Annotated in this window: 10 protein-coding genes; 4 read left to right on the top strand and 6 right to left on the bottom strand. The window is 73.7% G+C overall.

The features are described from left to right. Positions 1–214: 214 nt before the first annotated feature. On the bottom strand, positions 215–982 hold the full coding sequence (locus tag ACG2DA_RS18695) for a GDSL-type esterase/lipase family protein (RefSeq protein ID WP_395257636.1): 768 nt from the start codon (positions 980–982) through the stop codon (positions 215–217). Between the two features lie 125 nt (positions 983–1107). Between ACG2DA_RS18695 and ACG2DA_RS18690 the strand changes: the two genes are divergently transcribed. After that, positions 1108–2232 (top strand): DUF3524 domain-containing protein, encoded by a 1125-nt coding sequence (locus tag ACG2DA_RS18690; protein ID WP_395257634.1) that lies wholly within the window; start codon positions 1108–1110, stop codon positions 2230–2232. 15 nt (positions 2233–2247) lie between these two features. On the opposite strand, the gene ACG2DA_RS18685 is transcribed toward ACG2DA_RS18690, so the two are convergent. Further along, complete coding sequence (locus ACG2DA_RS18685; protein ID WP_395257632.1) at positions 2248–3330, bottom strand: hypothetical protein; 1083 nt, start codon at positions 3328–3330, stop codon at positions 2248–2250. A 75-nt stretch (positions 3331–3405) separates the two neighbouring features. Continuing rightward, the gene (locus tag ACG2DA_RS18680) at positions 3406–5073 is read right to left on the bottom strand and encodes a PcfJ domain-containing protein (RefSeq protein WP_395257630.1); all 1668 of its coding nucleotides are present in this window, start codon (positions 5071–5073) and stop codon (positions 3406–3408) included. A gap of 127 nt (positions 5074–5200) precedes the next feature. Between ACG2DA_RS18680 and ACG2DA_RS18675 the strand changes: the two genes are divergently transcribed. Further along, entirely contained in the window at positions 5201–6292 is a 1092-nt protein-coding gene (locus ACG2DA_RS18675) for a peptidoglycan DD-metalloendopeptidase family protein (RefSeq protein ID WP_395257628.1), read from the top strand. A gap of 15 nt (positions 6293–6307) precedes the next feature. On the opposite strand, the gene argH is transcribed toward ACG2DA_RS18675, so the two are convergent. Continuing rightward, entirely contained in the window at positions 6308–7753 is a 1446-nt protein-coding gene (gene argH / locus ACG2DA_RS18670) for an argininosuccinate lyase (protein ID WP_395257626.1), read from the bottom strand. A gap of 239 nt (positions 7754–7992) precedes the next feature. Between argH and ACG2DA_RS18665 the strand changes: the two genes are divergently transcribed. Then, positions 7993–8547 (top strand): hypothetical protein, encoded by a 555-nt coding sequence (locus ACG2DA_RS18665; protein WP_395257624.1) that lies wholly within the window; start codon positions 7993–7995, stop codon positions 8545–8547. 115 nt (positions 8548–8662) lie between these two features. Here ACG2DA_RS18665 and msrA read toward each other — a convergent pair whose 3' ends face one another. Further along, the gene (gene msrA / locus ACG2DA_RS18660) at positions 8663–9391 is read right to left on the bottom strand and encodes a peptide-methionine (S)-S-oxide reductase MsrA (RefSeq protein ID WP_395257622.1); all 729 of its coding nucleotides are present in this window, start codon (positions 9389–9391) and stop codon (positions 8663–8665) included. Between the two features lie 109 nt (positions 9392–9500). Here msrA and ACG2DA_RS18655 point away from each other — a divergent pair, with 109 nt between their 5' ends. Further along, complete coding sequence (locus tag ACG2DA_RS18655) at positions 9501–10526, top strand: DUF3472 domain-containing protein (RefSeq protein WP_395257620.1); 1026 nt, start codon at positions 9501–9503, stop codon at positions 10524–10526. Positions 10527–10533: 7 nt separating this feature from the next. Here ACG2DA_RS18655 and ACG2DA_RS18650 read toward each other — a convergent pair whose 3' ends face one another. Continuing rightward, on the bottom strand, positions 10534–11529 hold the full coding sequence (locus ACG2DA_RS18650) for an alpha/beta hydrolase (RefSeq protein WP_395257618.1): 996 nt from the start codon (positions 11527–11529) through the stop codon (positions 10534–10536). Positions 11530–11613 lie beyond the last annotated feature (84 nt).

The following is an 11613-nucleotide window of genomic DNA, read 5'->3' as shown; positions in this document are numbered from 1 at the left end:
CCCCCCCCCCCCCCCCCCCCCCCCCCCCCCCCCCCCCCCCCCCCCCCCCCCCCCCCCCCCCCCCCCCCCCCCCCCCCCCCCCCCCCCCCCCCCCGGCCCACTTCAGTGCGGTCTCGACACCAACCCGAAGCGTCAGCGAAAGCCGTCCGCGCAGCGGAGGCGGGCGAGGCCCGCGTCTCTCGCTGACGCTTCGGGTTAGTAAAGGATCGGCCGCTTACTTCTCCGCGTTCAAAACCGGCTTCAATCCGGCTTTAATCTGCTCCGCCCACACCGCGTAGCCGGCGTCGTTCAGATGCAGCCGGTCGCCGCGGAACAGGGCGTCGTTCGGCGTGCCGTCTTCCTTCAGATAGGCCGCTGTGGTGTCGAGGTAATAAACGTTGTCGTCCGCGGCGGCGATTTCTTTCATCTTCTCGTTGAAGGCGTTGATCCGCGGCCAGGCCTTCCAACGGGAGGAGGTCGGGGTGACGGCGATCAACACGATCGGCACGTCGGCGTCCATCGCCTGGGCGGTGGCGATGATGTGCCGGACGTATTTCGCGGCGCCCTCGGGGGTTTGATCGCCCGGCTCGGCCTCGGCTCCGCCGGTGATGTCGTTCGCCACGAACAGGGCGATCGCGGCCACGTTCGCCCCCGGCTCGCCCGGCGTGAGGTGCGGGGCGAACAGGCGGTCGGCGTAGTAGGCGAAGTCGCTGAACCGGGCCCCGCCGTAGCCGCGGGCGACGACCGGGATCGGGGCCATGTCCTCCTCCACGTCGCCCTCCATCCACAGCCGCACGGAGGAGGACCCCGCCAGCAACACCGCCCCCTCCGGCGGGCCGCCGGCTTCGTAGAGTGTGCGGTCCCGTTCGCCGAGTTTCTCGACCGCGGTTTGAAAGCGGTCGATATTCGACTGCCACCGCTCGAAGGAAACCTCCGGGGCGTCTGCCGGGGCGTCGGCGGGCAGCAACGAACAGAGCAGCAGGGCGAGCGGGGCGACGGTCATGCGAGGCTCCATGACGGGGAGAAAACGAATGCGTCTCCGCAGCCTACGCGATGCGCGGACCGTTCTCCCCCGGTGGCGGAGCCCCGGACCGTCGCGGTCGCGGCGGGAGGGCGGACAATCGGGCCGTGCACGCCCTCGCCCTCTCGCCCTTTCACGCCGGCAGCCACGCGGCCTTTCTGGACGGCTGGCAGCGGCACGGCCGACACCGCTTCGCTCGCCTCACGCTGCCGGGGCGGTTGTGGAAGTGGCGGATGCGCGGCGCCGCCGTGACCTTCGCCGACCGTCTGCGGGAGGAACCCTGGAGCGACCTCGTCGACCGCCCGTCGGCCCTGTGGTGCACGGATATGCTGGATTTAGCGGCGTTCCGCGGCCTCGCCCCCCGTTGGGCCGCGGCGCTGCCCGCGGCGGTCTATTTTCACGAGAACCAGCTCACCTACCCGGTCGCCGACCGCCCCGCCGAGGCCGCGCGGCGGGACGAGCACTTCGCCTTCACGAACCTGACGGCGGCCCTGTCGGCGGAGGCCGTCTGGTTCAACTCCGCCTTCCACCGGGACGCGTTCCTGGCGGCGGCGGAGCGGCTGTGCGGTCGCCTGCCGGACGCCCCGCCGCGGGACGCCGCCGCCCGGATCGAGGCGAAGGCCGCCGTGCTGCCGCCGGGGATCGAACCGCCGCCGACGGGGCCGCCGGAGCGAGAACCAAAGCGGGAACCCGGGCCGATGCGGCTCGTGTGGGTCAGCCGGTGGGAGCACGACAAACGGCCGGAGACGTTCTTCGCCGCCCTTGATTTATTGAGGGAACGCGGCGTGCCGTTCGAGGTCAGCGTGCTGGGCGAGCGTTACGCCGCCGTCCCGGCCTGCTTCGCCGCCGCCCGGGAGCGGCTGGGCCCGCGGGTGCGGCGGTGGGGTTTCCTGAAGAGCCGTGCTGAGTACGAGGCGGAACTGCGGGCGGCGGACGCGGTCGTCTCCACGGCCGGGCACGAGTTTTTCGGGCTGGCCGTCGCGGAGGCCGCCGCGGCCGGCTGCGTGCCGGTCGTCCCCCGGGCGCTGGCCTACCCGGAGGTGTGGGGCGAGGCGGCGATCTTTCACGACAACGCCCCCGCCGGCGTCGCCGACGCGCTGGCCCAGCTGGCCGCGGGGTGCGAACGGGCGTGGAGGAACCGCTCCGCCGCCGCCCGCGATCGAGCCGCCCGCTACCACTGGCCGACCCGGGCGGCGGCGCTGGACGCGGCGCTGGAGCGGCTGGTCGGGTGAAGGCCGCCCGGCGGGCTACAGATCGTTCCCGTACGGGCCGAAGTACGCCCAGCCCCCGTCGAAGTCCTCGACGCTCCACGCCTCCCGCGCGTCCGGCACGCCGTCGGGCAGGGCGGCGCGTTCCTCGGCGACCACGCCCGCCAGCATGCGGCCCAGCCGTGCGCTGAGGGCGTCGGGGTCGGTCTCCGCCGTCGTCGCGCCGTCGAGTTCCGTCACGACGACCTCCTCGTCTTCGCACAGCCGCTCCCAGCAGTCGGTCCAGTGCGCGCGGTCCAGCGTCGTGCCCTCGTCGAGGTACAGCGTCCACTTGCCGTCGGGCCGCGCGTTCGGGCGGGTGTCGAACACGACCGCGATCCACCCGCCCTGGCCGGCGTCGGCCCCCACGGTCGTCAGCGTGACCGGGCCCTCCTCGCCGGGGCCGAAGTTGTCCGCCGGGTCAAACTCCGCCAGCCGCTTTTTCAGGAACGCCCGGAAGTCCTCCGCCTCGGCCCGCAGATCGATCGCGGGTTCGAAGTCGTCCTCCTCCGCATCGCCCCACGCCTCGGGGGCGTCCGCGTCCGGGGCGTCGTGGATCTCCGGCGGATCGGTCGCCCACCGGTTGGGGACGAGCCGCACGGCCGGGGCGAGGCCGCTCAACAGCGGGTGGCCGGAGACGTCCCCGCTCTGGCAGGACCAGCGGATCATCAGCCCCAGCGAGTCGCCCCGATAGACGTGGAACAGGTCCCGGCCGCCGCGGGCGAAGCGGTCGTGCGTCCAGCCGTCCGGCAGGGCGAGGGGTTGCAGCACGTCGTCGGCGAACGGCCCGACGCCCGGTACGTCGACCGGCTCCCGCGCGTCCTTGCGGAACCGCTCCGCCGTCTCCTCGAACTCCTCCCGGCCGGCGGGCAGCCGGTACATGTAGAAGGTGACGAGGGCGGACCCCCGCCAGGGCGAATCCGGCGGGTAGCTGGCCGAGAGCCGCAGCGAGCCCTCGGCGTCGTCGACGGACCAGAAGCCGTCGTCCAGCGCCACGCGGTCGGCCCCCTCGAATCGCAGGCAGCCGAAGTCGAACGTCGGGGCGAGACGCCGCCCCTGGAGGAACATCTGGGCGGCGGGCACGGCGGGGCTCCGGGCGGGGAACGACGCCGCAGTGGAACGCGGCCGCGGCGACGCGGCAAACGTCGCGGGGACCGGTCAGCCGTGTCGGCGGATCGCCCGGCGGCGGAGTTGCCGGCGGCGCCACTTGGAGATCACCGCGGCCTCCTCCGGGGTGGGGCCCCGGTTGCCGGGGCCGCGAACCTGCACCAGCTTGCCGGTCCCCGGTTCGACCTCCACGGTCAGCCGCCGTTTGCCGTTGAGCGTCACGCCGAACACCGCGCTCTGACCCGCCCGGCACAGGGAGGCGTAGCCGGCGGCGCAGTGCTTCATCTCGCGCCCCTCCTCGAACAGGGCCTCGGAGGACGTCAGCTCCGTGATCACCCACCACGACCCCCGCGACTTCCACTCCCAGTCCCATCCTCGCGGCTCCCACCGCAGCGACGGCGGAGCGGAGCGACGGACGCGCTCGCGGCGGGCCTCGGCCTGACGGGTCTCCTCCCGGCGGCGACGGGCGAGCCGGCGGGCGGCGTCCCGGGCCGCCTCCCGGGCGCGGCGCTCGGCGGCCAACCGCTCCGCCTCCGCGGCGGCGGCCCGCGCGGCGGCCTCCCGGACCGCGGCGAGGGCCCCCGCCGCCGAGCGCCGCCGCCACACGAACCCCGTCGGCCCGCCAAAGCCGCACGCCTCGAACCGTTCCGCGGCCCAGGCCAGCACGTCGCGGGCGTCCGGGTCGCTCAAGGCCGCCCCGTGCGTCGCCAGCCAGCCGACCGTCGCCGCCCAGAACGCCCGCCGGGCGGCCGCCCGTGCGTCCCGCGGAAGCGCCGTCGGGTCGAGCCGGTAGAACCGCAGACTCAGCAGGCGTTGGGCGATCCGGTCGCAACGGGCCGGGTCGTCGCCGACGGTGCGGCGGACCTCCGCCCGGATCGCCGCCGCCAAGGGCCCGCCGGGGCAGCGACCGAGCCGGGCGCCCTCCTGTTCGCGGCTTTCCTGCTCAAAGAGGAACTGGAACCGGCCGGGGGCGTCCCAGCCGTATGTCGGCCCCAGCGCCCGCCCCGCCGCCCGCAGCCCGGCGCCGGCCCCGAGGGCGACCGCCCACCGCAGCCACTTCGCCCCGCCCGGCTCCTCCAGCGGGGAGCGGGCGAACGCCGGGGCGAGGACCGCCGGGATCGGATACCGCCCGAACAGGTGGGCCACGACCGCCGGCCCGAGGTCCCGCGGTTCGACGGGAACGTCGGCCGGCGGGGGGACGAACGCCGCCGGCTCCCGCACCCAGAACGGGGCGAAGCAGAGCAGGGCGGCCGGGTCGAGCGCCCCGCCGGCGGCGCCGCAGAGGGCGTGAACCGCTCGGCAGTTGGCGTCCGCCGACGGCCCGCCGGGCACGCCCAGCGCGGCCGTGACCGCCGCGGCGAGGGCCGCGGGGTCGTCGAGGATCGCCGCGTGCCCTCGCAGCCGGGCGAGCAGGCGGTCGACCGGTTCGCTCGGCCGTTCCTCCGCCTCAACGGCGCCCGCCGGCCGCACCGACACGGGCACCAGCGGCGGGGGCGGCGGGGCGAACAACTCCCACAGCGTCCGCCGGGCGGCGAGGTCCGCCGCGGCCCGGCCGGCGTTTCGGTCCGCCTCCCACACCCCGACCCGCCCCAGCTTCGGCCGCAGGGCGCCGCGGTTCGGGGCAAAACCGGCGTCCGGAGCGGGAGCGAACCGGGCGGCGCGCTCGGCGGCGCTGCGCTCGTGCTTGGAGGCTTTGCGGAGGGTGCGGGCGGACGCCATGACGAATCGGACCCGTCGCCGCCGCCGCCGGTTCGCCCGCTCCCCCGGCGGGCGGGGCCGAGGTTTGACGCCGACCGCCGGGCGGCGGACGCTCAGGGGCTCCTCCCCGGTTTCGCTCGGCCCCGCGATGTTTCCACCCCGCCGTTTCGCCCCGTTGCTGTTCGCGGGCGCCTGTCTGGGCGCCGCCGCGGCGTCCGGCGGGCCGCCGGAGGAGCCGCCCGCCGATGCCTCCCCCGCCGCCCCGTCCCCCGCCGATTCCTCTCCCGCCGCCCGGCCGCCGGCGGAGAAGTTCGTGCTGCCGATCGGCGGGGAGCCTTGGAAGGACTGGGCGATCGTGAATTACGTCGACGTGGACCCGAAGTTCCGCGGCGTGCGCGACGCCCGCGGCGGGAATTACACGTACGACTTTCACGAGGGGATCGACTACACCCTCGCCCACTTCCCCGCGATGGACCGCGGGGTGCCCGTGTTCGCCGCGGCCGCCGGCACCGTGGTCGACGCCGTCGACGGCCACCCGGACCGCAACGCCGGCGATCCGGACGAGCCCGGCAACCGTCCGAAGACGCCGCCGAATCTCGTGCGGATCGACCATCCCGGCGGCGTCCGCACGGCGTATCTGCACCTCAGGAAGGACTCAATTCTGGTCCAGCCCGGCGACCGCGTGACGGCCGGGCAGAAGATCGCCGAGGTCGGCAGCTCCGGCCGCTCCTCCGACCCGCATCTACATTTCGAGGTCTATAAAACGGAAGGGGCGAACCCCCAGCAGATCGCCCACCGCGGCGGCACGCTCGTCGCCACGCTGGAGGACCCGGAGCGGTGGTGGAAGGACCCGCTGCCCTACGCCGCCGAGATGGCCGGCGTGCTGGACCACGGCGTGACCCATCAGGAATTGACGGAGGAATCGATCCGCGAGCGGCCGACCGACGCCGTGTCGTTCGCCTCCCGCGGCCCGGCCGGCGGTCCCGATCGCACCGTGCGGGTCTGGGCGCGGCTGTTCGGGTTCAAGAAGGGCGACCGGCTCACGTTCGACGTGCTCGACCCGCGGGGGCGGTCGGCGGCGACGCAGACCTACACCACCGACGACATCCGCTACGGCTGGTGGTCCTACGAACTGCCCCTGCCGGAGCGCGTGGACGCCGGCCGCTGGACCGTGCGGGCGACCCGCAACGACCAGCCGCTGTTCGAAGACGAGTTCGTCGTGAACTCCCGCAGCCGCTGAGCGGCCGGCGGGGCGTCAGTCGTTCATCCCCAGTTGGTCGCGCCACCGCTCGGCCTGGGCGGCGACCTGCTCGCGGCCGCCGCCGCCGTAGCTTTTCAGGGCCGCCGCGGCGTTCTTCGCTCCCAGCACGGAGCGCAATTCGTCGCTGCCGCCGGCGACGAGGCGTTCGTCGGCCTCGGCGAACTCTTCGTCGCTCAGGTCGGCCAGGCGGCGGCCGGTTTTCTCGCAGAGGGCGACCAGTTTGCCGATCACCCCGTGGGCGGTCCGCATCGGCACGCCGGCCCGGATGGCGTGCTCCATCAGGGCGGTCGCGTCGAGGAAGCCGTCCTCCAGGCGGCTGTCGATCCGCTCCACGTTCAACGTCGCCCCGGCCACGATCGGCGGCATCAATTCGAGGCAGGCGACGACCGTGTCGTGGGCGTCGAACAGGGCCAGCTTGTCCTCCTGCAGGTCCCGGTTATAAGCCGTGGGCAGACCCTTCAACAAAACGAGGGCCTGCATCAGGGCCCCGACGACCCGGGCGCTTTTGCCGCGGATGAGTTCCGGCACGTCCGGGTTCCGCTTTTGCGGCATGATGCTGGAGCCGGTCGTATAGGCGTCCGGCAGGCTGAGGAAGCCGAACTCCGTGCTGAACCAGACGATCCACTCCTCCGCCCACTGCGAGAGGTGCGTCGCGGTGACGGAGAGGGCGAACAGATACTCCAGCAGGAAATCCCGGTCGCTGGAAATATCGAGGCTGTTGGCCGCCGGGCGGTCGAACCCTAATAGCTCGGCGGTGCGGTCGCGGTCGATCGGCAGCGTGGTGCCGGCCAGCGCCGCGGCGCCCAGCGGGCTTTCGTTCAACCGGGCCCGACAGTCCCGGACGCGGCCGCGGTCCCGGTTCAGTTTCTCGACCCAGCAGAGCCAACTGTGGGCCGCCGACACCGGCATCGCCCGTTGCAGGTGGGTGTAGCCGGGAATGACGACGTCCAAATCCTGTTCGCACCGGCCGACGAAGGCCCGCTGCACGTCGGCCAACAATTCGTCCAGCCGATCGCAGGCCTCCCGCACGAACAGCTTGAGGTCCGTGGAGACCTGATCGTTCCGGCTGCGGGCGGTGTGCAGCTTGCGGCCGGCGTCGCCGATTTTCTCGGTGAGCGCCGACTCGATGTGCATGTGCACGTCCTCCAGCTCCGTGCGGAACGGGAACGTGCCGGCGTTAATCTCCGCGAGGACCTCGTCCAACCCCTTGTGGATGGCGTCGCGTTCCTCGGCGGTCAGCAGGCCGTTTTCAGCGAGCATCGTCGCGTGGGCCTTGGAGCCGGCGACGTCGTGCGGGGCGAGGCGAGCGTCGAAGGAGATGCTCTCGGTGAAGGTCTCCACCCGCGGGTCCGTCCCGCCGGCGAACCGGCCGCCCCACGCTTTGCCGGAGCCGCCTGCGGAACCGGTCGCGGGGGCGGGGGAGGGGGCGGAATCGGGCACGGCGGCGGTCACGACGGGGCGGGGCGGACGAACGAAAGCGGGCGATGCGGGCCGAAACCGGCGGGCGGCCGGGGAATCCCGGGCCGGTCGCGCGGGTCGGGGCGGTCGGGCGGGAGTGTGCGGCCGCGGACGCCCGCCGACAACCGCGGCGTCCCCCCGGCCCCTGCCGAACGGGGGCGCCGGCTGCGTAGGTTGGGCCGGTTCCGTCGAACGTTCCCCCTGCCGCACGCCCCGTCGTCATGTCGCTCCGCCCGTTCCAAATCGTCGGCCTCGGCCTGTTGGGGACCGGGGCGATGTGGGCGTTCAGCCCCGTCTCCGCCGCCGGCGCCGACCGGAACCGGCCGGCCGACGCCCCCGGCACGATCACCCCCCGCGTCCCCCGCCGGGTCGCATTGCAGGAAGAGGAAACGCCGGACAAACCGGTGCCGGACGCCGCCCTGGAGGCCCCCGAGGACGACGGCTTCGAGGAGGAGCCCTCCGTCCGCCGCACGCCCGTCGCCGGGACGCGGATCGTCCCGCGGGTCACGCGGGACGAGTACCGGGCGGCGTACCACGCCGTGCCGTTCAGCCTCGCGGAGCACCGGGCGAACCCCGGCTACCGGCACGCCGCGGCGATGAAATTCCTCACCGGCGAGTACCCGCCGCCGACGCCCGTCGCCCCGCCGGCCGGCGGTCCGGCCTACGGCGCTCCCGCCTTCGGCCCGCCGCCGTTCGTGTTCGACCGGGTGCAGGGCGTGGTGCCGACGTTCGTGGACCGCTACCGCCCGGTGCGGGTCTACCTGCCGGGGTGGTGAGCCGACGGCGAGGGGGCCGGTCCGGAGATCGTCGACCGAGCGACCGCTTGCGGCTTCGCGGGGACGAAGAACCCTCGGGCCCCGCGAAACCGCAAGCGGCGGCTCGACGCCTCAGTTATTCGGCGGAGGGCGACCCGGCGGCCCGGGCGTTGTGCTCTTTGATGATCTGCACCCCGCCGGCCTCCTCGCCCCAGAGCTTTTTGAGGCCGGGCACGCGGCCGCAGGCGGCGGCGTAGCTGTTATAGCGGGCGGGGTTCGTCACATAGAAGTTCTGGTGGTACTCCTCGGCCTCGTAGAACGGCCCGGCGGGTTCGAGTTCGGTGGCGACCTTGCGGTCGAAGCGTTTTTCGACCTCTTTCAGCGACGCCTCCGCGGCGGCCTTCTGGTCCGGGGCGTAATAAATCCCGGTGCGGTACTGATTGCCGCGGTCCACGAACTGCCGGTTCTTCTGGAACGGGTCGATGTTCCGCCAGAACACCTGGAGCAGCGTTTCGTAGCTGACCTTGGACGGGTCGTAGACGACCTGGATCGCCTCCGCGTGGCCGGTGCGGCCGGTGGTGACCTGATAGTAGGTCGGGTTCTCCAACCGCCCGGCGGTGTAGCCGCTGGTCGTGGAGATCACGCCGTCGAGCTTGTCGAACGGGGATTCCATGCACCAGAAGCACCCGCCGGCGAAGATCGCGGAGGCGCGGCCCTCCCGTTCCGGCTCGGCCCCCGCGGCGTCGGCGGCCGGGGCGGGGGGCTGGACGGCCGAGGCGGCGGTCGCCCAGCCCAGCGCCGCGGCAGCGAGCGCCGCGGCGGAAAGGGCCGGCAGACGGAAGGCGGAGAACAGCGGGGCGGTCATGAAACGGTCCTTTCGAAGGCGAACGGCGCCATTCTATGCGCCCGCCGGTCCGCCGTCGGCCGGTAAGGTGTCGCTCCTTCCCCAGCCCCGCCTTCCCGCCGGTTCCCGAATGATTCCCGTTCCCCGTCTGCTCGTCGCGTCGACCGCCTTCGTCGCCGCCCTCGCCGCGACCCTGCCGCCCGCCGCCCCCGCGGACGAACGCCTGGCCGGCAGGGCCTGCCGCTCCGTGCACCTGCGGTTGCCGGCGCCGCCGGCGGAGGCGTTCTATCAGGAGATGACCGTCCGCCAGAGCGCCCCCGGCACCTACTTCATGGCCGGCGGGTGGAACCGCGGGTACTTCGGGGTGCAGGAATTAGCGAACGGCGAAAAGTTGGCCCTGTTCAGCGTGTGGGAGCCGCCGGCCGGGCAGAACCCGGACCTCGTGCCGGAGGACCGCCGCGTCGAACTGCGGTCCAAGGGGGAGGAGTCGATCGTGAAACGCTTCGGCGGGGAGGGCACCGGCGGGCAGTGCTTTTTGAAAACCGACGCCGCCGACTGGGAGATCGGGGACGTCTGCCGGTTCCTCGTCGTCGCCTCCGTCGACCGCGACGAGAGCGGCGCCCCGATCGCCGGCCGCACGGCCTACACCGGGTACTTCTCCCGGCACGCGCAGGGCGAGGAGAGCCCCGGCCCGTGGCGGAAGATGGCGACGTTCTCCACCCTCACCCCCACCGAGGCCGGCGAATACGAGCGGCTGCGGAGCCTCTACACCTTCGTGGAGGACTTCCGCCGCAACGGCGTGAGCCTCACCCAGCGTCGGGAGGCGGCGTTCGGCCCCGGCTGGGTCTGGGCGCCGATCGACCCGGACGGCGGCGCCGGGGCCAGCGTGCCCCGCTGGCTCCCGCTGGACCGGGCCCAGTTCACCGCGGACGGCAACCCGGCCCGCAACGTCGACGTTTCGACCTTGCCGGCGGGGTCGCCGGCGGAGGGGCCGAGCGTCGGTCAGTTCGTGCTCTCCACCGGCGGGGATACCCCGGACGGGGCGGACAAGCTGGGCGACACGCTCGACCGCCCGTCGAACGCGACCCGCCGGGCCCCCTCCCCGCCGCAGGACCTGCCGTTCGACCCGAAGGCGGAAAGCCCGTCGGCCGACTGAGCCGCGGTCAGTCGGCCGGCTCGGCGGGCGGGGCGCCGGTGAGGGTGTACTTCGCCTCCCCGCCGTTTGTCCCCCCGGCGTCCGCCGCCGGGGCCGGTTCGGGCAGCCAGCCGAGCGAGGTGAAGAACGCGTCCGTCAGCCGCAACGTGGTGCGGTAGGCCCGGTCGTCGCCGCGGCCTTTGTTGAAGAAGCCGTGTACGGCGCCCGGGAACAGGGCGAGTTCCGCCCGCACGCCGTCGCGGCGGAGGGCCTCGCAGAACAATTCCACGGAGCGGGCCGGCACGGTGGTATCCTGTTCGCCGTGGAAGACGATCGTCGGCGGGTCGCCGGCGTCGACGTGGTGGATCGGCGAGAGCCGTTCGTCCCCGCCCTTCGGCAGCAGGCCGGCCATCCAGCCGTCCAGCGTGGCCTGGGCGCCGTCCGGGGCCGTGTACGGGGCGCAGATCACGCCGGGGTTGAACAGGGCGAGGGCGTCCGCGGTTTCAAACCCCCCCGGGTCGCCGGGGAAGGACGCAATCACGCCGCAGCAGGCGGCGAGGTGCCCGCCGGCGCTGCCCCCGCCGGCGGCGACGCGGCTCGGATCGACGCCGTATTGCTCCGCTCGGGACCGCAGGGCATGCAGGGCGGCCCGGGCGTCCTGCACGCACTCGACCGGGCTGGTCCCGTGCTGGCGGTTCGTGCGATACTCGGCGACCGCCGCGACCATCCCGCGCTCCGCCAGATGCTTCGCCTGACCGGCGAAGTGGGCGGCGCTCCCGCCCCGCCAGCCGCCGCCGAAATAAAAGACGACCGCCGGCCGGGCGGCGTCCGTCGGGCGTTCGCCGGTCCCCTCCGGCAGAAAGAGGTGCAGTTTGAGGTCGACCGTGCCGCCGGCCTTCGCGTCCTCGGCGGTTTTATAAACGAAGGCGGCGTCGGCCCCGTGCTGGGGGGCGACCGCTTCAAATCCGAGTTCCGGGGGACCCGGCGCCGCGAGGGCGGCCAGCAGGAGGGCGAACGACGGCATCGACGGACCTTCTTGAAGCGGGGGCGAGCCGGTTCGTTATGGCCCCGCCCCCGCGGCGCCGCAAACGAGGCCGGGCTGAACGAG

Source organism: Alienimonas sp. DA493 (assembly GCF_043951915.1).
Classification (GTDB): Bacteria; Planctomycetota; Planctomycetia; order Planctomycetales; family Planctomycetaceae; genus Alienimonas.
Note: the sequence above shows the minus strand (reverse complement) of the source record. Positions and strands in the feature narration are given on the sequence as shown.

What these genes read in the sequence shown, in the direction of transcription:
- msrA (WP_395257622.1), bottom strand. Translation starts at nt 9,391, where the DNA reads ATGACCGCCCCGCTGTTCTCCGCCTTCCGTCTGCCGGCCCTTTCCGCC.
- ACG2DA_RS18695 (WP_395257636.1), bottom strand. Translation starts at nt 982, where the DNA reads ATGACCGTCGCCCCGCTCGCCCTGCTGCTCTGTTCGTTGCTGCCCGCC.
- ACG2DA_RS18655 (WP_395257620.1), top strand. Translation starts at nt 9,501, where the DNA reads ATGATTCCCGTTCCCCGTCTGCTCGTCGCGTCGACCGCCTTCGTCGCC.
- ACG2DA_RS18650 (WP_395257618.1), bottom strand. Translation starts at nt 11,529, where the DNA reads ATGCCGTCGTTCGCCCTCCTGCTGGCCGCCCTCGCGGCGCCGGGTCCC.
- ACG2DA_RS18680 (WP_395257630.1), bottom strand. Translation starts at nt 5,073, where the DNA reads ATGGCGTCCGCCCGCACCCTCCGCAAAGCCTCCAAGCACGAGCGCAGC.
- ACG2DA_RS18675 (WP_395257628.1), top strand. Translation starts at nt 5,201, where the DNA reads ATGTTTCCACCCCGCCGTTTCGCCCCGTTGCTGTTCGCGGGCGCCTGT.
- ACG2DA_RS18665 (WP_395257624.1), top strand. Translation starts at nt 7,993, where the DNA reads ATGTCGCTCCGCCCGTTCCAAATCGTCGGCCTCGGCCTGTTGGGGACC.